Source organism: Cytobacillus sp. SAFR-174 (assembly GCF_051964675.1).
Lineage (GTDB): Bacteria > Bacillota > Bacilli > Bacillales > Cytobacillaceae > Cytobacillus.
The window spans coordinates 1-24,872 of the sequence record NZ_JBQCMZ010000034.1; the positions used below are offsets into that span (position 1 = coordinate 1).

General features: G+C 38.3%; 23 protein-coding genes. 8 read left to right on the forward strand and 15 right to left on the reverse strand.

What is annotated here, in order from left to right:
• The first annotated feature begins 282 nt into the window (after positions 1-282).
• Positions 283-1,332, forward strand: coding sequence for a M42 family metallopeptidase (locus ACTHRG_RS22455; RefSeq protein WP_076256218.1), 1,050 nt, complete (start codon positions 283-285; stop codon positions 1,330-1,332).
• 38 nt (positions 1,333-1,370) lie between these two features.
• On the opposite strand, the gene ACTHRG_RS22460 is transcribed toward ACTHRG_RS22455, so the two are convergent.
• Together ACTHRG_RS22460 and ACTHRG_RS22465 are read right to left on the reverse strand one after the other, a co-directional pair.
• Positions 1,371-1,913 (reverse strand): M15 family metallopeptidase, encoded by a 543-nt coding sequence (locus ACTHRG_RS22460; protein WP_076256216.1) that lies wholly within the window; start codon positions 1,911-1,913, stop codon positions 1,371-1,373.
• Between the two features lie 91 nt (positions 1,914-2,004).
• A complete protein-coding gene (locus tag ACTHRG_RS22465) occupies positions 2,005-3,144 on the reverse strand; it encodes a hypothetical protein (protein WP_076256214.1) in 1,140 nt (379 codons plus the stop codon).
• Between the two features lie 160 nt (positions 3,145-3,304).
• On the opposite strand from ACTHRG_RS22465, the gene ACTHRG_RS22470 reads away from it, so the two are divergent.
• The 4 genes from ACTHRG_RS22470 to ACTHRG_RS22485 all read left to right on the forward strand — a co-directional run bounded on the left by ACTHRG_RS22470 (position 3,305) and on the right by ACTHRG_RS22485 (position 8,336).
• Complete coding sequence (locus tag ACTHRG_RS22470) at positions 3,305-4,177, forward strand: glycosyltransferase (RefSeq protein WP_440232075.1); 873 nt, start codon at positions 3,305-3,307, stop codon at positions 4,175-4,177.
• Between the two features lie 149 nt (positions 4,178-4,326).
• A complete protein-coding gene (locus ACTHRG_RS22475; protein WP_076256212.1) occupies positions 4,327-5,586 on the forward strand; it encodes a nucleotide sugar dehydrogenase in 1,260 nt (419 codons plus the stop codon).
• Between the two features lie 25 nt (positions 5,587-5,611).
• Positions 5,612-7,198 carry a CgeB family protein gene (locus tag ACTHRG_RS22480; RefSeq protein ID WP_076256210.1) on the forward strand — a complete coding sequence of 529 codons (1,587 nt, stop codon included), beginning with the start codon at positions 5,612-5,614 and terminating at the stop codon, positions 7,196-7,198.
• 19 nt (positions 7,199-7,217) lie between these two features.
• The gene (locus tag ACTHRG_RS22485) at positions 7,218-8,336 is read left to right on the forward strand and encodes a glycosyltransferase family 2 protein (RefSeq protein ID WP_076256208.1); all 1,119 of its coding nucleotides are present in this window, start codon (positions 7,218-7,220) and stop codon (positions 8,334-8,336) included.
• 77 nt (positions 8,337-8,413) lie between these two features.
• Here the strand turns inward: ACTHRG_RS22485 and ACTHRG_RS22490 are convergent, their stop codons facing one another.
• Positions 8,414-10,096 carry a heparinase II/III domain-containing protein gene (locus tag ACTHRG_RS22490; RefSeq protein WP_440232076.1) on the reverse strand — a complete coding sequence of 561 codons (1,683 nt, stop codon included), beginning with the start codon at positions 10,094-10,096 and terminating at the stop codon, positions 8,414-8,416.
• Positions 10,080-10,805 carry a class I SAM-dependent methyltransferase gene (locus ACTHRG_RS22495; RefSeq protein WP_076256204.1) on the reverse strand — a complete coding sequence of 242 codons (726 nt, stop codon included), beginning with the start codon at positions 10,803-10,805 and terminating at the stop codon, positions 10,080-10,082. The genes ACTHRG_RS22490 and ACTHRG_RS22495 overlap by 17 nt, the downstream gene beginning before the upstream one ends.
• Positions 10,806-11,012: 207 nt before the next feature.
• Between ACTHRG_RS22495 and ACTHRG_RS22500 the strand changes: the two genes are divergently transcribed.
• Positions 11,013-11,696, forward strand: a complete 684-nt coding sequence (locus ACTHRG_RS22500; RefSeq protein ID WP_175609040.1) for a galactosyltransferase-related protein — start codon at positions 11,013-11,015, stop codon at positions 11,694-11,696.
• A 67-nt stretch (positions 11,697-11,763) separates the two neighbouring features.
• Here the strand turns inward: ACTHRG_RS22500 and ACTHRG_RS22505 are convergent, their stop codons facing one another.
• The 4 genes from ACTHRG_RS22505 to ACTHRG_RS22520 form a co-directional block, all read right to left on the reverse strand.
• Entirely contained in the window at positions 11,764-12,222 is a 459-nt protein-coding gene (locus tag ACTHRG_RS22505; RefSeq protein ID WP_440232086.1) for a Mov34/MPN/PAD-1 family protein, read from the reverse strand.
• Positions 12,176-12,304: a hypothetical protein gene (locus tag ACTHRG_RS22510; protein ID WP_286147632.1), complete on the reverse strand. Its 129-nt coding sequence runs from the start codon at positions 12,302-12,304 to the stop codon at positions 12,176-12,178. The genes ACTHRG_RS22505 and ACTHRG_RS22510 overlap by 47 nt, the downstream gene beginning before the upstream one ends.
• A 27-nt stretch (positions 12,305-12,331) precedes the next feature.
• Positions 12,332-13,480, reverse strand: coding sequence for a hypothetical protein (locus ACTHRG_RS22515; protein WP_076256198.1), 1,149 nt, complete (start codon positions 13,478-13,480; stop codon positions 12,332-12,334).
• An 89-nt stretch (positions 13,481-13,569) separates the two neighbouring features.
• Entirely contained in the window at positions 13,570-14,745 is a 1,176-nt protein-coding gene (locus tag ACTHRG_RS22520; protein ID WP_076256196.1) for a hypothetical protein, read from the reverse strand.
• A 536-nt stretch (positions 14,746-15,281) separates the two neighbouring features.
• Between ACTHRG_RS22520 and ACTHRG_RS22525 the strand changes: the two genes are divergently transcribed.
• Positions 15,282-16,055 carry a hypothetical protein gene (locus ACTHRG_RS22525; RefSeq protein ID WP_083675277.1) on the forward strand — a complete coding sequence of 258 codons (774 nt, stop codon included), beginning with the start codon at positions 15,282-15,284 and terminating at the stop codon, positions 16,053-16,055.
• Between the two features lie 113 nt (positions 16,056-16,168).
• The gene (locus tag ACTHRG_RS22530; protein ID WP_035330463.1) at positions 16,169-16,360 is read left to right on the forward strand and encodes a CsbD family protein; all 192 of its coding nucleotides are present in this window, start codon (positions 16,169-16,171) and stop codon (positions 16,358-16,360) included.
• 47 nt (positions 16,361-16,407) lie between these two features.
• On the opposite strand, the gene ACTHRG_RS22535 is transcribed toward ACTHRG_RS22530, so the two are convergent.
• The 7 genes from ACTHRG_RS22535 to ACTHRG_RS22565 all read right to left on the reverse strand — a co-directional run bounded on the left by ACTHRG_RS22535 (position 16,408) and on the right by ACTHRG_RS22565 (position 24,852).
• Positions 16,408-17,394, reverse strand: a complete 987-nt coding sequence (locus tag ACTHRG_RS22535; protein ID WP_440232078.1) for a LysM peptidoglycan-binding domain-containing protein — start codon at positions 17,392-17,394, stop codon at positions 16,408-16,410.
• 282 nt (positions 17,395-17,676) lie between these two features.
• Positions 17,677-20,061: a hypothetical protein gene (locus ACTHRG_RS22540; RefSeq protein WP_440232079.1), complete on the reverse strand. Its 2,385-nt coding sequence runs from the start codon at positions 20,059-20,061 to the stop codon at positions 17,677-17,679.
• A 151-nt stretch (positions 20,062-20,212) separates the two neighbouring features.
• Positions 20,213-22,090: a selenocysteine-specific translation elongation factor gene (gene selB, locus ACTHRG_RS22545; RefSeq protein ID WP_440232080.1), complete on the reverse strand. Its 1,878-nt coding sequence runs from the start codon at positions 22,088-22,090 to the stop codon at positions 20,213-20,215.
• A gap of 75 nt (positions 22,091-22,165) precedes the next feature.
• On the reverse strand, positions 22,166-22,969 hold the full coding sequence (coaW, locus tag ACTHRG_RS22550; RefSeq protein ID WP_076256187.1) for a type II pantothenate kinase: 804 nt from the start codon (positions 22,967-22,969) through the stop codon (positions 22,166-22,168).
• Positions 22,966-23,697 carry a YwaF family protein gene (locus ACTHRG_RS22555; RefSeq protein ID WP_076256185.1) on the reverse strand — a complete coding sequence of 244 codons (732 nt, stop codon included), beginning with the start codon at positions 23,695-23,697 and terminating at the stop codon, positions 22,966-22,968. The genes coaW and ACTHRG_RS22555 overlap by 4 nt, the downstream gene beginning before the upstream one ends.
• 65 nt (positions 23,698-23,762) lie before the next feature.
• Positions 23,763-24,137 (reverse strand): SET domain-containing protein, encoded by a 375-nt coding sequence (locus tag ACTHRG_RS22560; protein ID WP_035330469.1) that lies wholly within the window; start codon positions 24,135-24,137, stop codon positions 23,763-23,765.
• 37 nt (positions 24,138-24,174) lie between these two features.
• Entirely contained in the window at positions 24,175-24,852 is a 678-nt protein-coding gene (locus ACTHRG_RS22565) for a diphthine--ammonia ligase (protein WP_076256183.1), read from the reverse strand.
• Between the last annotated feature and the right edge of the window lie 20 nt (positions 24,853-24,872).

Here is a 24,872-nt window from a genome sequence, read left to right on the forward strand (position 1 = left end):
TTCTCCATACATTCAAAACAGATAGTTTCATTTTTTTCATTATGGACTCCATTGAAGAATCCATCTAGACAGTATAGTTCTTTCCCGCAAACAGCGCAGCTGCCTACTAATTCATTCAATTTCAATCACTCCCCCTTTTTATTATTTGAGGGCTTCTCTTTTTTAAGTATATCGACATGCCGGACTGCCGTTAAGGCATTTTTTTATTTATTAGGCATGCTTATCCCAACAAATAACAGTATAATAAGAATTGCGTGAGAATAATTTGAGAGGAGTTTTTGAATGGCGTACCCGAGTACAAAAGAAACTATCAGCTTATTAAAAGAGATTGTTTCAATTCCGAGTCCTTCCGGAAATACAAATGAAGTGATTACATATGTAGAAAAGTTTTTGAACGAGCTTAATGTGGAAACGAAGCGCAACCGGAAAGGAGGGCTTATTGCCTCCCTTCCCGGAAAAGACGAAAATAATCACAGGATGCTGACTGCGCACGTTGATACTCTTGGCGCAATTGTTAAGGAAATAAAGCCCAGCGGACGGTTGAAGATTGATTTGATCGGCGGATTTAAATATAACTCGATTGAAGGCGAGTATTGTGAAATTGAAACATCATCAGGCAAAAAATTTACCGGCACTATTCTGATGCATCAAACTTCTGTTCATGTTTATAAAGATGCCGGGAAAGCTGAAAGAAACCAGGAAAACATGGAAATCCGCCTTGATGAAAAAGTACATAATGCAGAAGAAGTCTGTGAGCTGGGAATTGAGGTCGGAGACTTTGTATCCTTTGATCCTCGTGTGCAGACGACACCTGCAGGATTTATTAAATCACGCCATCTGGACGACAAGGCTAGTGTGGCGATCCTTCTTCAGCTGATTAAACAGCTGAAAGCCGATAACACTGAGCTGCCGTACACAACCCATTTCCTCATCTCAAACAATGAAGAAATCGGCTATGGCGGTAATTCCAATATCACGCCGGAAACGGTTGAATATCTGGCTGTGGATATGGGGGCGATGGGTGATGGCCAATCCACTGATGAATATACGGTATCCATCTGTGTGAAGGATGCAAGCGGTCCTTATCACTACGAATTAAGAAAGCGTCTCGTGCAGCTTGCCGAGGAAAATGGAATCGAGTACAAGCTGGATATTTACCCATTTTACGGCTCTGATGCATCAGCAGCCATCCGCTCCGGCCATGATATCGTACACGGCTTGATCGGCCCAGGAATTGATTCATCACATGCTTTTGAGCGTACACATGAGGATTCGATTGAAAATACGGCCAAACTGCTGTATCACTATGTACAATCTGAGATGATCATTTAAAAATAAAGAAACTGCACTCGAGTGCAGTTTCTTTATTTTCATTCAACTTCAGGCGGCCTCTTCCCTCTCTGAAGCTCCCAGATAGAAAGACCAAAATCCATTTGAAGATGAGGATAGTCCTTGAATTGTGTCCAATCCCCTCCCCATTTAAACCCCAGGTCCTTTGCTATTTCAACGACCTCCATCCAATCGGCCCTGCTATTGCCGTTGCCATCATAATTCATGTCCCAGATCACCTGGCCATCTACGGACATCAGTGCGAAATCAAGTGCCAGGCCAAAATTATGGTAGGACTCACCGCCTTTTGCATGGGTAACAATATTTCCCTCAGCAGTTCGGCCTTTTTCATATAAAGCATCCTGTTCTTCAATGCTTCTGAAATCCTGGGTGATGACTACGTTAATGCCTTTGTCGGCAGCCAAAGCAATAAGTTCCTCTTTCTTTTCAGCAACAAGAGGATGAAGTGCTGTAGGGGGCGGAACTTCTTCAAAATCTGCCGGCTTTAAGTATTGGTAAATGATCATCGCGAAAATGCTTGCTATTAAGATCGTCAGCAGCAGCCTATTTATTCTTTTTAACATACAAAATCAATCCTCAACCTTTATTTCCTGCTTAGTATTCTAGAATACTACAAAATAAAAAAGAGAATCCAGAATAATGGATTCCCTCAGCCTAAAAAGAGAAGCTTATGTCATTCATAGCCTTAAATGTTACATCTTGTTCTCTGAAATAAACAAATGCTTCAACTGTACATGTTCCTTTTTCCAATTTATCAAAATTTAAATGAAATTGATAAATGCCATCATTTTCTTCAGGATTAATGGATAAGGTGTTAATAGGCCTAATCCAAAACTCTCCTTTTTCATAACCTTCCTGAAGCCAATCGTCATTAGCATACTGCCAGCCCAGTGCTCCTTCTGTTCCCTGAACTGCCAATACTTCCACCATCTCCGGCGGGAGGATCTGCCCGCCAATTTCTACCTGAGCCGGGGGATTAACCCTAAGGCAGACAATCGGGTTATGAAGCGCCGCCGTACCCGTATTTTTAATGACGAGGTCTGTAATTAATGTATATTTTTCGTTGCTGGAATGAGGACGGATTGTATAATTAAAGTAAGCTTCTCCCTCAGCTTTTACCTGTGGCTTCACCTCAGCCGGGCGATTGTCTGGAGTTCTTTTTTGCTGCCGGTGTTTTTTCTTCTCAGACGTCCCGCTGCTGAAAAGCTCCACTACGGTTTCAAGCCCCACCCAGTTCAGCAGCTCACTGCTGCCGATAAAATGTTCCAGAATAGCAGCCTGCAGCTGTATTAGGAATTCTTCTAAACCAGTAAAATTGACTGGGATTTCACAGAAGATTGAAGGCCCGCCTTTATGTGGTGCTCCATCTGTTTTAAAAAAGACATATGGCCGGCTTGAAACTTTTTTCCTGCAATGCTTCTGAATAACCGGAATGATCTCTGATTTTTTGCATGTAATGACAATATTTTCACTATTGGTAAATTCCAAATGAACATGGAAAGCAGTTCCCTCGGACTCCTGCTGGTCAGTTTCAGTTTTAAGTACAATTCCTGAATTCTTCAGCAGTTCCTTCATCATAGATGACGTTTCCTGCAGCACATCTGAATCTTCCCCTCCTTCCATTGTCAGAAGAAGAATTTGATTTTTTTGAGGGTTATCAATGTATAGTGTTTTTTCTTCCCTTGACCAGGTCGTATCCAGCCCATGTCTGGAACAATATAAAATCAATGATGGCAAAGAGGAAAAATCAGCTGTTCCTTTTTCTTTACCCAGATACGATACATTCACTTTCATTCATATCACCTTTTTCCGTAGTTTCATTCCTTTCTCATTGTATGAGTTCAGATAGGATGGATATGACAAAACAACCCTTAACCTGCGCCGTTACCATGCTGCTTGCACAATCATATGATACAGAAAAAGATGTCAATGATTTTTGTAAGGAGTGAAGATTGTGTCGGCGACACCACAAGTGTCTATCATTTTCCCTGTCAAAAATGAAGGAGCGAATGTTAAAAGCACTTTAGATTCCCTGTTTTCAGTAAAAACCCCTATCCCATTTGAAGCTATTGTGGTAGATGATGCATCCACAGATGGATGCTGCAAATTCATAGATACCTATAAACATAAAGTAAAGCTTATTCATACAAAAGGAATTGGTGCTGCAAGAGCAAGAAACCTTGGCGCTGAACATGCTAAAGGAAAATACCTGGCCTTTTGTGATGCGCACTTGGAATTTGAACATTATTGGCTTGACGGGCTTATATTACCTCTTGAAAAGGGACGAACCGATGCTGTTGCACCGGCAATAGCGGCTATTGGAGATTCTAATTTTATTGGGTATGGCATGTCCCTGAGCCGTAACCTAAGAATAAAATGGAATAAAAAAAAGCGGGGATTATTTGATACAGCGATTATACCTGGTGGCTGTTTTATCATCACGAAGAAAGTATTTAATGAAATTGGAGGATTTGAAAAAGGCTTTAAAACCTGGGGCCATGAGGATGTGGAACTCTCCATCAGACTTTGGCTGTTTGGATACCGCTGCAGTGTTTTGCCCGAGGTCCGTATTCTCCATCTTTTCAGGAAATCACACCCTTATAAAGTTTCAAATGAAGAAGTTTCCTATAATCTTCTAAGAATGGCTTATTCACACTTCAATTATGAAAGAATTGAGAAATGCAGGAAATTAATTACTGGGGTAAGGCCGAGCTTAATTGAACAGCAAGTAAAACAAGACGGCGTTCTTAGACAGCGGCATAAATTTATAAAGATAAGAAAATACGATGATGACTGGTATTTTAGCAAATTTCGAATTCAATTTTAAGAATCCCGCAATCAGGATTCTTTTTTTTCTGGCCTCATTCAATCATGTCACTAGTCTATCTTTTATGCCGGTGGGTAGCAAACCATACATACCTTGTTTAATAGCCATATATTAAATAAGAATAAATATAAAAAATAGGTGATGACATCATGAAACTATGTGTAATGGGATTAGGCTATATCGGCTTGCCTACTGCTGTCATGTTTGCAGAACATGGACTGCAAGTTCATGGAGTGGATATAAACCCAGAGGTAACCAAATTACTCAATGAATATAAAGCTCATATTGAAGAACCAGGTCTGCAGGATAAATTAGTTAAGGTAATGGAAGAAGGAAAGCTGACTGTATCAACATCTCCTATTGAAGCAGATGCATATATTTTGGCAGTCCCGACACCCCTGACTCCTGACAAAAAAGCAGATTTAACTTATGTTTACTCTGCCTGCAGCTTAATTTTGCCTTATCTAAAGAAAGGCTCATTAGTTATTTTAGAATCTACCGTGCCGCCTGGGACCGTAGAAGATATCTTAATCCCCATCCTTGAGAAATCAACCTTTAAAATAGGAGACGAAATATTCGTTTCTCACTCCCCTGAAAGAGTACTGCCAGGGAAATTATTCGAAGAACTCTTAAATAATGATCGAATCGTCGGTGGAATTAATGAAGAATCGTGTCTTCGCACCGTTTTTTTATACAAGCATTTTGTTAGAGGGAATATTTATATGACAGATGCCAGAACAGCAGAAATGGTAAAACTGATTGAAAACACCTATCGCGATGTAAATATAGCGCTAGCAAATGAACTCGCTATTATTGGAGAAAAATACGGAATCAATATGCTGGAAGCCATTACTCTTGCAAATTATCATCCAAGAGTAAATATTCACGCCCCTGGCCCAGGTGTTGGAGGACACTGCATCGCTGTTGATCCATGGTTCATTATCGAACAAGCTCCCAATGAAACAAAATTAATAACAGCAGCAAGAGAAATTAATGAAAGCATGCCAGACCGAATTGTGAATTTAATAGATTCAGCTACACAAGGCATACAATCTCCTATTATTACTTTATTGGGGTTGGCTTATAAAGGAAATATCGACGACCTCCGTGAGAGTCCTGCCCTGATCATATATGATAAAGTTCGCAAAAAAGGCTATGACATTAAATGGCATGATCCATACGTACAAAAAGAGCTGGAAGGAAAATGCGGTACCATAGAGGAGGCAGTTAATGGGGCTGATTGTGTGGTTATACTGACAGACCATAATTTATACAAATCCACTGATTTTGATACCCTGTCACATCTCTTCAAGACACGTATTATTGTAGATACACGCAATATTGTTAACAAACACGCCCTTAACGAGAAAGGATTTAAATGTCTGCAAGTCGGAACACCCATACCCTAAAGAGGATATTGAAGGAGGCATAGAAATGGCAATAAACTTGAAAGATCTAAGAGTTGCCTGCATTTTAGACGAATTCTCATATGAATGCTTCAAACATGAATGCACTTTGATTAAATTCGGGCCCAATGACTGGAAAAAAACTTTAACCAGAGAGCGCCCGCATTTCCTTTTCGTCGAATCTGCATGGAGAGGAAATGATTCCAGCTGGCAATATAAAATCCGTGGATTATCTAAAGAAATTATCAGCCTGGTGGAATGGTGCAAGAAAAATAATATCCCAACTGTTTTTTGGAACAAAGAAGATCCTGTCCATTTTGATAACTTTATCCAGACTGCTAAGCTATTTGACTATGTATATACAACGGATGAAAATATCATCCCAAAGTATAAAAACGAGCTATCACATACTAATATTTATACTCTTCCTTTTGCTGCCCAACCCCAAATCCACAATCCCATTTCTAGGTCAAAACATAAAAATAAAAATATTTGCTTTGCCGGGAGCTATTACGGAAATCAGCACCTGGAAAGGACAATTGATATGGAGAATATGCTCAGTATCTCCAGTAAATATGGTTTAGATATTTACGATCGAAATTACAGTATAAGAAATTCTCCGTTTAAATATCCTGGTAAATTTCAGAGGTATGTAAAAGGCTCTCTTCCATATTACAGACTTATTGAAAGAAGTAAATCTTACAAAATATGCCTAAATGTCAACACTGTCAAAGAGTCACCTACCATGTGTTCAAGGAGAGTATTTGAGCTATTGGCTTCAGGCGTATATGTCATTAGCAACTATTCAAAAGCAGTCGAGCATTACTTTAGCGATATTGTGTATGTAGCACAAGATCAATTGTCATTATCTCAGGGAATTGAAAAAGCATTAAATAATTCAAATTGGAGAACTAAAAAGGAGCTGCAGGGAATCCGGAATGTGCTGGAACACCATACGTACTCTCACCGCCTCTATACTATCGCCAAAAATTGTAAACTGCGTGTAAAGCCACTGACAATTCCCAGGATTAAAGTATTCAGCCTGGTAAATACGTACAGGGAGGCTATTAATACAATAAATTCTTATAAAAGACAAAAATATAAATATAAGGATCTAACATTATTTATTCCCTCAAACAGTATCAATCAATCCATCAAAACATTGGCCAAAGAGAACGATATTAATTTGATTATTAGAAAAGGAACCAATATTCAACTATCTAGTTATGCCAAGGATTATGAATATGTTTCTTATATGAGCTGTACAAATTATTATGGACCACATTTCTTAACAGACTTAGTGAACGGACTTAAATATTCAAATGCACCTATAATAGCGAAAAACAGTTACTTTGAATTAAATGATAAGGGTTCCTTACAAATTAAAAATAATGGCAATTCATTTTTCAAAACATTAAACAATTCTGCATTCATTATACCCACTTCCATCATTAGAAATAAGAATATATTAGTCAGTGATTTTCTAAATTTAGGAGCGTTACAGCAGAAAACTGTTTCTTATAAAAAATTCAGCGTGAATCCATACAATTTTATACCAAATATCCCCTTAGGCAAGGTTCCTTCTGAATCTATCCTGAATGAAATAAATCTCTAAGAAAGGAACTGTTTATTTTATGGACATGTTAAAAAAAGCAAAAAAGGATGGTCCATCTGGTAACCCCGTAAATGCTGAATATCTTAAAGGAAAAGCTAAATATGCAGATATGGATTTTAGGAACCAAAGTCAAGACGAAAAAAGCAGCTACCTATTATCGGTAGTAATTCCCGTTTATAATAATGGAAAATATTTAAAAAATATATGTATGCGAAGTTTAAAAAGAAGCAGTATTTTCACAAAGATGGAAATTATTATAGTTGATGATGGATCTTCAGACAAAGAAACCCTAAGAATCATTGACATATTAGCGAGAGAAAATCCTAATATCCGGACCTATTATTATCATAATGGGGGAAGCGGCAGTGCTTCCAGACCGAGAAATAAGGGAATTGAATTAGCCAGTTCAGAGTATATTACCTTTTTAGATCCTGATAACGAAGCAGTTAATGATGGCTATGCAATGTTATTAAATGAACTAAAAAAAGATAGAAATCTTGATTTATCTATTGGAGATATTCTTAAAGTTTCTGGAAGAAAGGAAGAGCATTTTCAATATTATAATTTTTGCACAAAAAGAAATAATGCTCAGGTTACAGTACACCCTAGAAATTGGCTTATTAATACAGATTTAAAAACACACAGTATTCAAGCATTAATTATAAAAAAGGAAGTAATTCTAAGGAATAATCTAAGGATGATTGAAGGGGCAGGAGGCCAAGACTCGCTCTTTTTTCTTGAACTATTATTACATTGTAATAAATTAAAAGTAGTAGATTGTATAATTCACATTTATTACGCTGAAATTCCTGGTTCAATTACAAATACTATAACAAAATCATTCTATAATAAATGGCTGCTTCTGGAGAAGCATAGACTGCCTTTTCTAAGGAAACACCGTTTACTCGACCTTTATATGAATAAAAGATTTAATTACTATTTTAAAAATTGGTATTTAAAAAAACTTGGAAAGGTTAAGGAGACACATATAAAAGAATCCATAGACACAATTTATAGAATTTACCGCTTGTACAGTAAATATTTAAATAATAAAGATCATGACCTAATTGTATTTGAGACTTTGTATAAACAAAAATCCTATAAAAAAATATACAACTACTTTAAAAAAGTCCTCTAAGTGATACACTTGAGGACTTTTTTATGTTAATTTCTTATGAATCACTTTTTCATTAGAATTAAATAACGTGTTGGTTATTATACTTTTATTTTGATATTTAGGGCTTCATTTGTAACAGTTAGAATGTTTGTGTGTTCATTAAAATGAATTTTTTCTTTTCTTTCACTGACAGTTTTGTCACCCATTCTAATTGCTGTAAGAAATATTCCTTTTTTAGACTGCTTGCTAAATTCTAATTGCTTTGTGCTGATAATCCGCGAAAATTTTTCGGAAATAATAGCCCGATTTTTTTCTATTTCGCCATAATATTTAGATAGTTTTTGGAAACCAGCTAGTTGTTCAATTTGAATATGGCTATTATTAGACTTTAAGGTTATTTTATTTCCATTTTGGTCTATGATTTTCATCTGAGGAGATAAATTAAAATTCTGAAGGTATTTCTTTTCATTTGCACCTTCAAATTTATCAAGAATAATCAATAGTGAAGGTTTTATAAAGAGTAAGGATCGTTCCAATTTACTGTTTTCATAAGAGTAATTTATTCCCTTAATAAAATCATACTTGTCATTACTAGTAAAGTTTGCTATTCCCAGCTTTCGATAATCGGCCCTATCTGTCTCAATTTTATAGGAATCACCCTCAATTGTAAGTGTATTGTGAGCTAGAGGAGAAAGCATATATTTTCTTATTGGGTCGTTCCTGTCATAATTATACTTACCTGAATCTACAAAAATATCATCAGAATTGTAATACAAAGTAAATGATAGATCATCAAGGTGTTTGTGAGTCTTATTTCCATAACCGCAAATAAAAGAAATCCATGTGGAATCAGAAATATTTTCATTGCTCTTCCACTGAAGAATTCCGATCCCAGCTTCTTTATCACAGAAACTATCAAATACTTTGTCAATTTTCTTCATGTTACCCAAGCTTGTATCCCCAATTAAAGGGAAGCTTAAATCAGGCTTTAAAATATATTTATAATATTCTGTTCCAAGTTTTATCTTATTTTTAATATCTTTTCCTAAAGAATAGCCATGTTTATTTAAAAAATCCTCTGTTTGTAAAAACAGCTTTCCATGTACAATCCTATGATAATCAGGTGAGTTTTCCAGGTGCACTCCTTTATTGCTGAAGTCTCTGCTATAAGCTTCTTTTAACCTTCTTATGGACTTCTTTATCCAACTTTTTGAACGGGGGTTTTCCTTCATTGAAACGGCTAATGCAGCCAATGCCCGGTCAGACATAATTCCATGATTATTTTTCCTATAGTTTGAATCTTTCTCTAAGAAATTTGCGTGAGCTACCAACAGGGCCGGGATATTTAATTCCACTAAATCAATAACCCCGGCACTAAGATTATAAAAATAGATGATATTGATTGCCCTGCTTGAAACAGAATGGTCACACCACACATAATTAGATTTCTTTCGTTTAGAATTATTGAACGCAATCCATTGAACCAAGATATCTTTTGCCTTTGTTAAATACTTTTTATTTTTACTGACCTCATAACCATTGCACAGATAACTAATAAGATTTAAGGAATGAAGGTACAGCTGATAGGTGTTGGAACTATTCCTATGCTTATAATTCCAATTAATTGAATCACCCAGATGAAAAACATCTAACCCGCTGCTATGGTAAAATTTATCCTCCATAATTATGTTAGCAATATTTTCACTATTCGGGCCGCAGGAAGTTAACTTTAGGAGATTATTTACTCCTATTCTTGTAAGATGATTATTCCTTCCGCTCACTTCCATGCTCCTCCTGTTCTTTTAACTTAACTAATTCTTTATTTAAATTCCGTTTAATCTTAAGATGCCTTTGTTCCATTTGATAGAAACCTTTTTCTGCCTCTTTTATGACTTCTATAGGTACATAAATGTCAGCAATATTCTTCTGGATGTTTTTCTTTTTATACCCGGTAAACCCTATCCAATTTTCTATAAACTTCACTTCCTTTAGGGAAAAGAAAGGGTAAAGTTCCTCATAAATTTCACTAAGATAAACTGTCCTTTTATGATCAGGATGGGGGTTGATTCCAAATGGAACAGTTATGATAACTTTTCCGCCATTATTAAGATGAGAATAAGCTTTTTCTAGAATTTCGTTAGATTTTTGATAGTGTTCTAAAACTTCAGTTATAATTATCGTGTCAAATCTGCTTTTTGTATTCCAGCTTAAAAAATCCTGCTTGATCAATGTAACCATATTTCTGGTAGTTTCATTTTCACTAGAGAGATCTTTTTTTCCATAAAGTATTGCTTCTTCGGAAATATCAATGCCAACAACTTTCTTCCCCGCTCTTCCAATAAGAATAGGAATAATACCTTGACTGCATCCTACATCCAGTACATGACTGCCTTGGATATTTTTTATGATCCAATCAATTCGTTTCTTTTGTTTTTTCATTGCTGAAGTTCCATATTCCCCTTTATAAAACTCAGATATTCTGTCTTTCATTATCATCCCCCTAACTTATTTTCTGTGAATCTCTGATATTACAAAACATTTTGAAATTAGAGTTTCCATCAAGGATTGGTATCTACTAATACAATATGTATTTTTTTTCTTAATGCTTGGACAAAAACGGTAAACAAACTGGCTTTTCTTCATAAGATAAGTTGAAAGAACCTCGAGAGGTAATTAATTCAAAAGGTGATGGTGAATATGATTTCAATTATTATGCCTTTTTATTCTGATGATGGCCAAAGGAAACTTGCTTTTAAATGGGCATCTCAATATTATAAAAAAATATTGCCAAATTCTGAAATAATAATTCCCTCCTCAACCATTCCTTTCAACAAAGCGAAGGCTGTAAACCAAGCTGCGAAAAATGCTAAAAGTGAAATACTAATTATTGTGGATGCTGACATTATTTGCTGCCCACAGAGCATATATAAAGCTATAAAAATGCTTGAAAATACACCTTGGATAATTCCTTATAATAAGGTCCTTGATCTAACAAGGAAAAGCACCAGGGCCTTACTTCAAACAAAAGCTGATTGGCCTTTGTCTTTAAAAATTGATGCAATCCCAAGGGAAACAGGAAAGGTTATTCCAGTTGGAGGAATCAATGTGATGAAAAGAGCTTGCTTCGAAGCTGCAGGAGGGTTTGACGAGCGTTTTCAAGGCTGGGGCGGTGAAGACGATGCCTTTGCTGCTGCAATGAATACCTTCTGCGGTCATTTTTCAAGAATTAACAAAAGCATCTATCATCTATGGCATCCCCGTTCAAAACCCTCTGAAAACCGAAATTATAAAGCAAATCTTGAGTTGGCAGTCAGATACTGCAGAGCTCAAGGAAATAAACCTGAAATGAGAAAGATCTTACAAGAAAGGGATAATAGTTAAACGGTCAACAATATCGTTGACCGTTCTTCTTTAGGAAGCAATTGGTTTAGAATGGGATAAAGAATGGTTAATCTGTTAGGATGATTCTGATAGGCAGAACTTTACCTTTATTAATCTTATAACATTTAATTGTTGGCTTTTTTTTAGCATAAGAGATGATAAAGTAAACTTTATCTGGAAATGCATGGCGTATATCGTCATTGGAGGGTATTGGTGGTGCTGTTGGATGAGAATGGTAAATGCCCATAAAGCATTCCTTCTTTTTCACCATATCGTACAAAATTGATGTGAACTGTGCTTCATTTATTTCGAAAGAGTTTCTTTTACGCTGATTATTAATCGCTTTCCATACTGTCTTTATAGATTCCTTTGAACCTGATAATAACCCGCATGCTTCATAGGGCAATTCTTTTTCACCATGACCCAGCATTTGGCCGTATAATTTCCTCGGCAGCCGAATTCCATGGCTAAAAGGGAATTTATCTCCCGCAGCACCTTTTATATTGGGGCTGTGCCGGTTTAGCAGCTGCTTTTTTCTTTCTTCTGCCGCTGCCAGCAGCTACCGATTTTGCTTTCTTGTACATTTCCTGAATTTCCTGACGTTTCATTCCTATACACTCCTTGTCTATACACTGTTATTTTTTCGAATATTTAAAAGGGTTAAACATCGTTGTCGCTGATTGTGGAGGAACAGGCAGCGAACCATGCATTTCAAAATCTTGATTTCTTTCAATCTCCGTCTTTCTTTTTACTTGCGGTGATCTTTGCATTTGAGATGAACGCTGCATTTTAGCTTCCTTCGGCTTTGAAGGTTTTACAGCAGATTCTTTATTAACTAAATTTTCATTTTCTTTTAACCGCAATTCATGCAGCTCAGATTCTAATTGTTCGATCTTTTTTTGACTTACTATGTCCTTTTCCCTATATTTAGCCAGCATGTTATTGAGTTCTTCCGACTCTGAATGATATTTCTTTTCCACTTCAATAAACTGACGGTAAATATCATTTAATTCCTTTACGCTGCTTTTAAATTCGTTTTCCGAATGTTCCTTTTCCAGTAATCGATCATATACCTCTTCGAATGTTCCTTTATAATGCACAAGTTCGTCCCTCAACTGAGAAATTACTTCCTGCAGCTCAGTAAGTTTTGCTTTGTACTGCTCTTCCTTTTCTCTGCTAAAAAATAACCAGCCCATTTTTTTCAACCACCTTCCTATAATATTCATATTCGGATCCAACTCTTCTTGTCTGTGCGTTACACCAGCATTCTCATTTTCTTCAAGTAATTGGTCTATATGTTTTATTGAATGCTCTATAACAGTTTTAATGTCATAAAAGTCTGTTAACCAGCTGAATATTTCTGCAAGGGATAGTTGTGTTTTCTGTATTTCACCCTTGACTTTTTTCTTATTGCTGTTAATAAGATCTATTTTAAAAGTGTCTTTAGCAGCTGATAACTTTTTAAGCTGCGCATTTAAATATTCGATATAAATAGCATATTGATTGAAATTTATCTGTTTTGATTTTAATTTATTTATCTCAAGTTCTTTCTCATATGCAAGCTCTCTAAGCTTTGCTTCCCTTTGAAGAGCTGTTTGTTTCATTTTTATCATTTCATCTTTTAGACAAAGAAAAGCAGGAGAAAATTCGGTAAAAAAGTCAATCCCCGCCACATTCTTTATGGCTTCCCGATCTTTCCTTATCCCTTCCAAAAGCCCTTTTAAAGTATTTATATTCTCTTTTGCGCCGGCTAATTGATCTTGTAAAGTATTAATCTCTGGCATCTATCTCCCTCCTATCGCGATTATTATGTATTTCTGACATGCTTTATTTTATTTAAAAAGGAGGAGAAGTGAATCCCCTCCTCCTAAGCTTAGTCGTCGATATCCTCCAAAAGATCAGCAAAAGTATCGCACTCTTCAAAGTTAACAGCTGCTTCAACAAATCCGCTATCGAATACAACTGCATTTGTGCTCATATCTCTTAGAATCAGCTGGAAGCCTTCTCCTTCAATATAATCCTCACTATAGATATATAATTCGAAGTTAAGACTTTCTTTTAATCCATCCCAATTTCTAATTCCACTGCCATATGCAACCAGATAGTCTTCTTCACATTCTACAAGTCTGAAAGATTTCGGCGTGTAAGTGAAGCTGAAATCAGGCTGTGTAGGTGTTGGTGTCGGACCATCAAATTCAGTATCATCGAACGAGTAGCTGAATGTGCTGTCACCAAGAGAACATTCTTGACAGATCTCAGCACGGATGTTGGAAGTACCTGTTACATCAACTGCATCTGCACCTGCTCCAATTAATGCTTCAGTTGCAGCTCCCCTAGTAATAGCAGTAGCCTGACACTCACAGTTATCTACAGGGAATAGAGAAGGACATTGCGGCGGGAATTCTAAAAGGTTTAGATCGCACTGCAGTTTTGGTTTTCTTGGTTTCAAATTATTTGGACGCGGGAAGCAGAATTTTGCTAGAACTTCAAGTTTAACTGGGTAATGAACTTGAACATCTTTACATAGTACAACTCTTAATGGAATCATAGGTCCAAATGGATCCGGTCCCATTAATACTCCACCTGAAGTCTGGCATATTACCTGATATGCTCTTAAGCGGATGTTATCTTCTGTGATGCCTTCCGGAACGCATAGCACAATTTCGTCTGTGAACTGTGTGCGAACTGTGAACGTACACACTGCAGCACCATTCACCAGAATAGTTACATCAACCGGCACTGTCCATACAATCATTACAAGGCCAGGATTTCCATTTTCCAAAATTGTTGCTGAAGATTGTACATCATCTACATCAGCCGAGCAGCGAACTTCTACTCTTTGCCCTGCAGCTAAAGCAGCAGCGACTGCAGCTCTGCAATCTTCATCTGGAATAAAGTTTTTGTTCTCATATTTGTTAGCAAAGAACACCCAGTCATAAACCTTTTCTACAAAGATACATTCTGGAGCTAAATCATTTGGATCAAGAGGAATCGGCGTTGGTGTCGGAGTCGGCTGTGAACCTTTAATCGTTTTACGCTTATTCTTCATGTTTTCCTTCCTTTCTTTCTAATGAGTATTTTTATCACACTATATCCTATGGAAAGAAACCAGATTTGGTATAGAACAAGTACCTATTTTTGTAAAAAAAGAACCTAATTTTAAAAAGTAGTAAAAGAGTCTATTTTTTTATAAATGTGTTCACTATAGGGTAAATGCCATTGTCCTTTCTTTACACACGGCATATAGTATAAGTAAGAAAGGTTAACGATTTAAATCTTTCCTTTCGCTTCACTATTAAATGAATAGGGATATTTCTGCTAGTTTAATAATAAATGTCAACTAAAAGTCTATTTACTATATCACTGGATCCTCGAATGGCGTTTCATGCAATACACGAATTTCCAACCGATTTTCAATGAGTATTTGACGAACGGATTTTTATCACACGAATAGGATCATTGCAATGATAACCTTATAATTTATACCTTTTGACATGAGGGCCCTCATGTCTTTTTTAATTCAAAGAAACTTTAAGGGCTAATTACATAAAATGAGGTAAATGCGTTTCTGAAAGGAGAATGAAAATGCTTCGCAACCATACTCCCAATAAAGAAATCCAGCTGCAGCAGAAGATTATCCATCTTAAATCGGAATTGGCAAGATACCAATCCCTGCTCAGTCCGGATTATGAAAAAGAACATACAAAAAGAATTAATGACATACATGAGCAGAATCAGGAATTGATTAGGAAAAATGATATCTTTAAAAAAAAATTGGCCCTGTTAGCAGAAGAAAATTTAAAGCAAAGATCTTATATGCATACTATGCAGGACTATCTGTACCGGACCTATAACCAGAAAGATCCAGTTAGTGTTGTTGTTTTTCAGGAAGATAAAGAACTTATTAACAGCTTATGGGCACGTATTTATGAACTGGAGGTAACTTACTGGGATATGTACTGTAAAGCAGAAGACTTATTGATGGAAAAGGAACAATTATTGGCTTTAAAGGCAAAAAATCTAAAGAGATCTAAAACATTAAATGTAGACGTCTCCTCTGGAGAATGGGAGGATCTGAAGAGGGAAAACCGGATACTTCAGGAAGAGCTGCTAATGGCAGCCAGATATAAAGCTTCTTCTGAATCCAGTATGAAGGAATTAAGGAAAGAAATTAAAGCATATAATGAAGGAAATGTGGTTTATCCCAGCGAAACAGAGAATAATAATGAAGCGAATAAGCTGAACTATTTTATTTCGGAATTTGAAAAAAAAGACGCAGAGCTTGAAAAGGCTTTAAAACTTTTAAGCCAATTAGAAAATAAGATTTCCTTGATTGAAAATAAAGTAAATAATGATTAACCATAAACACGCCTCATATTGCAGGCGTGTTTATATTATTTTACTGCAGCGTGTTTTTAATTATTTTTTGGGGGTAAACAAGAAGAAAGCTATTATACGAGGAGGAGTTAATAATGAACAGAGACCAGACAAATGGAAATGCAGATCAATTAAAAGGCGAATTAAAAAAGCAATACGGCAAACTGACCAATAATGAATCCAAAGAAGCTGAAGGAAATATGGATAAAGTAAAAGGACAGGCACAGGAAAAATGGGGAGATGCAAAGGAAGCACTGTCAAAGACATTCAATGACCGAAGAGATTAAGTAAAAAAGTACTCAGCGCCCATGTGGCGTTGAGTACTTTTTACTGATTAAAAAGTTGTTTTTGCTCCTAAATAACGAGGCTTCCAGTAGGAATTGTTCATGTCGCTGATCTCGACACCGCGTGAAGAACCGGCATGAATGAATTTGTAATTGCCAAGATAAATTCCGGCATGGGATGGACCGGATTTGTAAGTTTCAAAGAATACCAAATCCCCGATCCTTGGCGATGCAACATGTTTTGTCGCACTCCAAATGGATTCTACAGTACGTGGAATAGAGATTCCTACTTTACCATATACATAGTTCAGATATCCGCTGCAATCGAATCCTGCAGGTGTACTTCCTGCCCATTCGTAAGGTGAGCCAATATATTTCTTTGCTTCAGTAATGAGCTCATTCACTTTTGAAGTTGATTGGGATGCTACCTGTGTTTCTGCCGGCTTGCTTGCAGCAGTCCCAGATATCTTCAGTGTCTGGCCGGCATAAATTAAATCTGAAGATAGGCTGTTCATTGCCTTTAATTGTGAAACCGATAAGTTATGGCGAGATGCAATACCGGAAAGAGTGTCACCTCTTTGGATAGTGTAAGATCCAGTGCCTGCAGGAGCAGAAGGTGCAGCGGATTGAGCAGAACCTTTAATTTGCAGCTTTTGGCCAGGATATATCGCGTCACTGCTGATTCCGTTCAGACTCTTTAGTGTACTGACGGAAAGGCCGTGAGCTCTTGCAATTCCCCATAAAGTATCGCCAGATTTCACTGTGTAGCTGACTGCAGCGCTTTGCGGCACACTTTTTGAAGCGTTATGGCTGTGCGGGGCCAGCAGAGTCAGGGCTTGTCCTTTATATATTGTCGAACCTGAGATACTATTCCAAGTCTTTAACTCTTCAATTGAAAGATTGTTAGAGCGTGAGATTTCCCATAATGTGTCACCAGACTGAACGATATATTTATTTTCATGAGCACTTGCTTCTCCATTGAACGGTGTAATTAAAAAACCAGCTGTCGCAGCCATTGTAAGTAGTTGTTTCTTCAAGTTGTACACTCCTTAAATTTCTTTGACATCCTAATATTAGTAATAATTCTAGTAAAATCCTATCTAAAAATAATGGTGTTTCTGGGTATATTTATGGTAAATTCATATATTTTCCTTATTTGAGCAATTAATAGACATATTATCCTAATTTATACAGGTTAACATTTCTATTCCATAACCATAATCAGGATATTTTTCACATTAATATTGAAAATTCGGAATTAAATTATTTCTTCACAAAGTAAAAGGCCAGCTCTCAGGCTGACCTTTTAAACATCATATTTACTCGCAGTCTGCTATAAAAGATTGAGGAGATGCCTGCGCACGCCACGGCACAATGGTTTCAAACCGCGTCGCTGTTCCGTCTGTTGCAAGAATTTGCCATTCAGCCACTTTAGTGACCGGATCAAGGGTCACCGTTATGGTAACTTCAAAGTCTCTGAACGGCCCATTATTTACTCTTCCGAGCATGTCACCTACTACTGTAGCTGATCTGCCATCATTACTGCAGGAAATAAAACGCCTTCTTCCTTGAGCAAATTGATAATTATCACCGTTGAGAGCGTTAAAGGTAAAGTTAAAACTATCGTTGGCAGGATTGCATCTTCCACTTTGACTTGCTCCGCATTGAGCCACATTAATATTCATTTGTCCTATCAAATCGGACGGCACTCCGAAACGGGTAACCCGAATCCTTGCACCTGGCTGAGGACCGCCTTCAGTATTAAGATTAAATTTACAAGGACACTCGGAAGGAGGACAATTCACATTAATAATTCGTGATGCCGAAATGAACTCCTGGCCTTCTACTTCAGCTCGTGCTCTGATTGTTCTTGGTCCTGTCGCTCCTTGTGCCGGGAGGATACGCGAACTGAAGCTGCCATCCGGTCCGGTGATTGCTGGATTCTCAATAAAGAATACATCCTGAGCACCAGAGATAATATCGATAAATACTGCAAAGTTTGGAAGACCTTCTCCTTCACAAGATAAGCGGCCTGTAAGCAGTGCGCCGTCACATCCTATTACACCTCCCGGGACATTCAACGTTAAGAGAGGATTCTCACACGCAATACATCCTGCTCTGACCCTATTGGTATTTGATATAATATCTCCATTAACTTCAGCTGTAGCAGTGTATTCCAATCCATCTGTCTGTGAAGTCGGGAAACGCACTCTTACTATGCTTGAGAAAACTCCGTTTGCATCTGTTTCAGGATTCTCATCATCAAATATTAAAGGACTGCCTGCCGGTGTAGATAAAGTGACTGTAATGCCAGGCTGTGGTTCATTTTGTCCGCAGAGAACCCTGCCTGTGATTAATGCTTCACAGCTGATCGGACCCGGGTTATCAAGCTGTATCCGGCAGCCTGGACAATCAACTGTTACAACTTGAGCTGGAGATTCAATGGGGATTCCTCCAACCGTGGTAAAGGCTGTAACAGTCACATTGCCTACTGCTCCAAAACCAGGTGTTATTCGTGTAGAATAGAATCCTTCCGCATCTGTTACATCTGGTAAAACAAATACAGGGCCTGCAGACGATTCCACCCTAAAGGATACGGTCACATTCTCAATACCTTCTCCATCACAAGTGACTCTTCCAGTTATAGGGGCTCCATTACAAGTGACTGTACCTGCAGGTGTGAGTATGGTCAATAAAGGATTTCTGCATTCCAGACACCCAGCCCTCGTAAACTCTGTATCCTCAACAAATCTGCCATTCACAATTGCAGATGCATTAATTTCTACATCCTGTATCTCTGTACCTACTCGAATGGTTACAGGCGTTTCAAAGATGCCATCCACACCTGTTCTGGGATTGTCATCAGCGAACCGCAGTATAGAAGATCCTCTTAAATTAACGATCGTGTTGGGAACAGATAAACCATTACAAGTAACGCGCCCTCTTATTAGCCCGGAACAGCTGATTTGGCCAGGATTAAAGAGATCAATAGCAGGATTAACACAGGTATGGCAATTCAGTTCAACCGATTGAGGATCTGTTTCAACTGTCGTTCCTCCAATTGCAGCTCTTGCGCTAATGGTTACCGTTTCGGTTATTCCAAAAACCGGTGCAAAATCAATCGAGTACTCACCATTGGCATTTGTTGTTGTAGGATTTTCCTCGAGAATAATACTTCTCGGATCTGATACAAAAAAAGAAACCGACGCATTCGGAACAGGCACGTTATCGCACGTAACCACTCCTGTTAATTGCCCGCCGGAACAGCCAACAACCCCCTGAGGAGTAATAAGTGTTATCCGAGGATTTCTGCATGCAATACAGCCGGCACTGGTGGTTATTGAATCTGATACTTCAATTCCAATAACAGTTGCTGAAGCGGATATTATTACACCTTGCTGTATTGGAGTATTTCTTGCTACGGTGGCGATGGTTGTAAATCTTCCTCTGTTATCTGTTACAGGGGTATCATCCTCGAAAATTACGCCGGCAAAAGAGCTGGTAAGCTGCACAGTCACACCTGAGACCGGCACCAAATCACAAATGACTCGTCCTGTAATCGTGGCTTCACAGCTGATAGGGCCTGGATTATCAAGTATTATCGAGGGATTTGTACATAAACTCGGAGGGAATAAACCTGGACAGCCATTCGGGGGCCGCTGTATCCGGCAGACAATTTCCCCTTTTTTTCTCCTTCCTTTCAATTCGTTCACCTCAGTTATAGTTTTGTCCCTACTAATGTATGGGATTTCCCTTCAACTGAGCCGGCCTCTACCTAGCAATTAGACAATTTCTATAGATATAGTCAAAGTAAAAGAGCACCAGGATACATAATCCAAGTGCTCTTTTTATGAATTACATCCATATTCTTTTATTTTCTGTTCTCCGTGTTATTCCCAAAGAATCAAGTTTTTCAAGAAAAGGAATCATATACTTTCTGGAGAGACCCAATACTTCCTTTGCATGGCCTACTTCAAATTCAGCAGCTGTGCCATTTTTCAGTTTTTCTACTGCTGCTCTAAAATGATCACCGTGCCAATAGTTTTGTGCATCCAGCGATATGACGGTTTCCTGATCTTCTAAATATCGTTTTAGATCGCCTTTGAGGTTCTCAGGAATCCCGGCGGAAGCGTAATATTCTTCAAACGGTTCTACTTTATAGCCATCTTTTTTTAATTCAGCAAGAAGATTGTCCGTTCGTTTTTGCCAGCTTTTCGGTACATGAGGATGAAAACCTTTATTCTGCAAAAACTGTCCTTTTCGTTGAAATGCATTTTTTTCAATACCTGAATTTAAAACAAATTCAATCAGCATTTTAGGATATTTATTCTGCATTGCCTGCAGCAATTCTGCTTTATTAGCCCCTTGCCTCATTGGATTTTCCAGATGGAACTCATTCAGGCGGTCAGCTATTTCTGCCTCTATTGCCTCATGGATGGCTGCTAAAGTAAATTCCTTGCTGCTGGTGCCCTGGAAATCTTCTTCTTTAAGTATTTCTTGAACCATCAATTCATCCAGTGAAGTCTTTGCTGTTATCTCTGCAAGAGAAAGGACCTTATCTTCGAACAACACGGCTTTTATGCGATCTTTCGGTGTTCCTTCTTTTTTCCTGCTTAAATCCTCAATGGTTTTTTGGCCGAACCGGTACTTTTCTCCATTGGGATCGATAACCCAGCCCCCGCCGAGGGTCTCCTGGGGACTTGGCCGTCTTAAAATGAACCGGTCGCCCCTTTTGGCAACGATTTCTTCATCTAAACGAAGCTGGCAGAGAATTTCTCCTTCTGAATTGGATAATTCATTACGATCAAAGAAGACGATTCTTCCCATTACTTCTGCCGTGCCAATATGGCATTTAATCGGCATGCGCTGTTTGATGATATGCTCTAAATCTCCAACTATTCTTACAGCAACATCAATGGTTTTTGTGACGCTGAAATGCTCAGACGATACAAGTACCTCGCCCCGCTCAATATCCTCCTTCGACACGCCTGAAAGGTTAATGGCTGCCCTTTGCCCTGCAAATGCCGCTTTTGCAGGCTGATGATGCACCTGCAGCTGGCGTGCCCTGGTCTCGATGCCATTTGGCATGATTTTCAGAAGCTGTCCTTCTTCTACTTTTCCTTCATAAACAGTGCCTCTGACTACAGTACCCTGCCCTTTCACCGTGAATACCTGATCGATTGGAAGCCGGAAGGCACCTTTTGCATCCCGTGTATCCTGTTCTTTCAGGGTATGGATAATCAACTGCTTTAACTCTTCAATTCCTTTGCCTGACAGGCTATCTGTTAAGATAACTGGAACATCTTCAAAAATAGATCCTTTCAGTTCCTCAAGAATTTCTTCTTTTACAAGATCGGTGAACTCTTCATCAACACGATCAATCTTTGTTATGGCGACAATGCCATTACGGATCCCTAGGAAATCGAGAATTTCCAAGTGCTCTCTTGTTTGGGGCATTACTCCTTCATCGGCTGCGACAGCTAGGACGACTAAGTCAATCCCGGCAACTCCGGCTATCATCTGCCTGATAAAGCGCTCATGACCAGGTACGTCCACCACTGAAATTTGGATTTCCTCATCTTCATGTAAAGGGGCGAATCCGAGTTCTATGGATATCTGCCTTTCTTTTTCTTCTTTAAGCCTATCTGTATCTACATTTGTTAATGCCTTTGTCAATGTCGTTTTTCCATGATCGATATGGCCTGCCATACCGATTGTAAAATATCTTTTCATCAAATCTGCCACCTGCTTCTAATGCGTTCTTTTTCAACTTTATACTGAAAAAAAGAATCTTTCAATCATCTGGATTTATAATGACAGCAGCGCACCCAGTGCTCCACAGTATGCGCCGTTTTGAATAAAAACAGGTTTTTTGCCAGCCATAGCGGTATACTTCTCTAAAAGGTGCTTTAATGGGGCATTATGCCGAAGCGTGCTTCCTATATATATTATATCGTCGATTTGGTTCCGAACTGCTGCCTGAGCGCTTAGGAGTACAATCGTTTCCGCAATCATGTTAGTTAAGCTGGCGGCTTTGTCATCCTTACTTATCTCAACATCCTTAATCTTCCCAAAATTACTGGCAGTCAGGCTTCCATCTATCGGCGAATCGAATGGTGAATAAATATCCTTGACTATTATATCTGCATTCTCTGCTTTCCCGCTGCCAGCCAGCGAAACGAGCCTAGTGAAATCCTTTTCACCAGTCAGTAAACAACCCAGTCCCATCAATGTGCCCCCGCCGATGCCGGTTCCGGAAACCCTTGAGATTTCACCGCCGCTGTTCAGGCAAATCGATGTCCCTGTGCCTATAATACTTAAGATGAAATTCTCATATGATAATCCATCTTGCTTGATCAAATAGGATGCACCTATACCGGAAGACTCAAATTCAGGAAAGATCAGGGCATTTTGAAAAAATTCTTTTTTAAGGTATTCAGCCTTCCCGCCTGTCAAGGCAACTTCGGCATCAGCTGCAGTCATTTTAAGCCAATTCATTGAATTATCCAGCTCATCAATCCGATAGCTCTTATAATGGATTTGTCCTTGTTCTTCAAATGCCATCTTCAGCAAAGAACCTCCGGCATCCATTCCTATTTTTGCAGGTTTCATGCAGATTCCGCCTTTCCAGCTTTATTTTTGCCAATCATTTTAAATGGAAGCAATAACAATAAAAACAGGAATACTGACGCTATCTCCAGTGTCAGTATATAGTAAGGATAAGGACCGAAGTAATCTAATAATGAAGCATTTTCCGGCTTACGGGACAGGAACATATAGTTTCCTCCTGTCAGTTTGTTAGCGAAAAATGCCGCACCAGCGCAGATATTCAAAAAGATAAAGGAATGAAGCATGCCTTTTCCTGTTGGCCTGTATTGATGCACGAACACAAAATAAAGACTTGTCCAAATGATCAGATTATGAGTAATAAAAAATTGGAAATAACGAAAATGGGGAAAGCCTAAAAACAATTCTGGAGTCAGGATAGCCATTAAAGCGCCAGTAACTCCTAAATAATAGACTAACTGGAAGACGGCACTGGATTTCGTTGCTAATAATATCAAGCAAAGAACTAAGCTTATGGAGCAGAGCTGCAGCGGCAGAGTAAAAGAGATTTCCCAATAGCCGCCAAGATAAAGCCAAAGATGGTAAAGCAGTTCCAAAGTAAAAAGAAGCATAAACATATACAGCCTGAATTTCTGATCAAGCCGGAAAAGTCCTTTTCTGAAAATAAATAAAAGTGCGGCTGCTGCTGCAAATAACACAATCATGGCAATATGAGATGCGGAAAAAACCAAAAAAGGGAAAGCATTATAATCATGAGAAAATACTCCTGACAAACTACCCTCTCCCTTCTGTGGGGAAGACTGCTCTCCGTGCAAGGAGGATTCAGTCTCCATTTATTTTATTTATTAAACCATAGGGGGTCATCATTTTCTGCTTCCCCATTATAGTTAATCAAAACTTCTTCACCTGCTTTAATATCTTTATAGGCGAAAAAATCAAATGTATGGTTGTCAAAGTTAATATCATATACTGCATTTGGCTGGTAGGAATGGTTGAAAAGCATTCCATAGCCTAATAAAAGGGCACTGTGATTTTTCCCGTATTCAAATGCATAGTCTGCCAGAGCTGTTTTTTCAATATGCTGATGTTCATTATTTGGATACGGAAGCACCGGAGCCTCATGAATCAGTTCACCCTTCTTAATATCTCGAGTAGCAAAGACTCCTCTATTATGTTCGCCATCGCTTACTGCTGATGTTTTAATTTCAATCATTTCGTTACCTGCACATTCCCGTCATTGACGTTTATTATTAATTTTCAGCGAGCCTAAACTCGCCAAATTCCAATTTCTTTGTTGTCTCAAGCTGAATCACTTCAGGAGAGTCCAGCTGAATCCTCTTAGAAAATAGAGGACCGTCATACACAAATGTATGATATTCACCTGATTCACCCATTGGACAAACAGGTTCAGCTTCGATTCTGCTTACAAATTCATGATCAAGTTCTTTGCCGAGCCACGAGTCGTCCAACACATCTTCCCTGACACGTATGACTTTGGCTTTATAGCCTGAAACCACAAAGGCACTTAAAACCTTAAGACTATCTTTCTCCTCCATCCATAGAGGATATACCGCATCCAATCCTGCTTCAGCCGCTGTTTTTTCTCCCCATTCACGGTGTCCATCCAAGTAAAGATCCCCATATGCAATGCCTGTAATCCCATATGTATCTTTTATTTTTCTTAAATCACTCACAAAACGTTCAGAGTAATCTTCAAAGGTACAATAAATAAACTCTGCAGGTATGGATAAACTTTTAGCCTGAAGCTGGATTAATTCCTTTTTTTCCCCATGCCCAAAGGTTCTGCCAATTTCCTGCGGAACCGTTGTCAGAAGACATGCAACCTCGTACCCCTGTTTTACCAGCACATCCAGAGCCAGACAGCTGTCTTTGCCGCCGCTCCATGATAAAACCACTTTCTTCCTCAACAGTCATCACCAACTTTAAT

What these genes read in the sequence shown, in the direction of transcription:
- ACTHRG_RS22460 (WP_076256216.1), bottom strand. Translation starts at nt 1,913, where the DNA reads ATGTTAAAAAGAATAAATAGGCTGCTGCTGACGATCTTAATAGCAAGC.
- selB (WP_440232080.1), bottom strand. Translation starts at nt 22,090, where the DNA reads ATGAAAAGATATTTTACAATCGGTATGGCAGGCCATATCGATCATGGA.
- ACTHRG_RS22480 (WP_076256210.1), top strand. Translation starts at nt 5,612, where the DNA reads ATGGCAATAAACTTGAAAGATCTAAGAGTTGCCTGCATTTTAGACGAA.
- coaW (WP_076256187.1), bottom strand. Translation starts at nt 22,969, where the DNA reads ATGAAACCTGCAAAAATAGGAATGGATGCCGGAGGTTCTTTGCTGAAG.
- ACTHRG_RS22465 (WP_076256214.1), bottom strand. Translation starts at nt 3,144, where the DNA reads ATGAAAGTGAATGTATCGTATCTGGGTAAAGAAAAAGGAACAGCTGAT.
- ACTHRG_RS22495 (WP_076256204.1), bottom strand. Translation starts at nt 10,805, where the DNA reads ATGAAAGACAGAATATCTGAGTTTTATAAAGGGGAATATGGAACTTCA.
- ACTHRG_RS22520 (WP_076256196.1), bottom strand. Translation starts at nt 14,745, where the DNA reads ATGAAGAATAAGCGTAAAACGATTAAAGGTTCACAGCCGACTCCGACA.
- ACTHRG_RS22500 (WP_175609040.1), top strand. Translation starts at nt 11,013, where the DNA reads ATGATTTCAATTATTATGCCTTTTTATTCTGATGATGGCCAAAGGAAA.
- ACTHRG_RS22560 (WP_035330469.1), bottom strand. Translation starts at nt 24,137, where the DNA reads ATGATTGAAATTAAAACATCAGCAGTAAGCGATGGCGAACATAATAGA.
- ACTHRG_RS22530 (WP_035330463.1), top strand. Translation starts at nt 16,169, where the DNA reads ATGAACAGAGACCAGACAAATGGAAATGCAGATCAATTAAAAGGCGAA.
- ACTHRG_RS22485 (WP_076256208.1), top strand. Translation starts at nt 7,218, where the DNA reads ATGGACATGTTAAAAAAAGCAAAAAAGGATGGTCCATCTGGTAACCCC.
- ACTHRG_RS22455 (WP_076256218.1), top strand. Translation starts at nt 283, where the DNA reads ATGGCGTACCCGAGTACAAAAGAAACTATCAGCTTATTAAAAGAGATT.
- ACTHRG_RS22525 (WP_083675277.1), top strand. Translation starts at nt 15,282, where the DNA reads ATGCTTCGCAACCATACTCCCAATAAAGAAATCCAGCTGCAGCAGAAG.
- ACTHRG_RS22475 (WP_076256212.1), top strand. Translation starts at nt 4,327, where the DNA reads ATGAAACTATGTGTAATGGGATTAGGCTATATCGGCTTGCCTACTGCT.
- ACTHRG_RS22510 (WP_286147632.1), bottom strand. Translation starts at nt 12,304, where the DNA reads ATGAAACGTCAGGAAATTCAGGAAATGTACAAGAAAGCAAAATCGGTA.
- ACTHRG_RS22515 (WP_076256198.1), bottom strand. Translation starts at nt 13,480, where the DNA reads ATGCCAGAGATTAATACTTTACAAGATCAATTAGCCGGCGCAAAAGAG.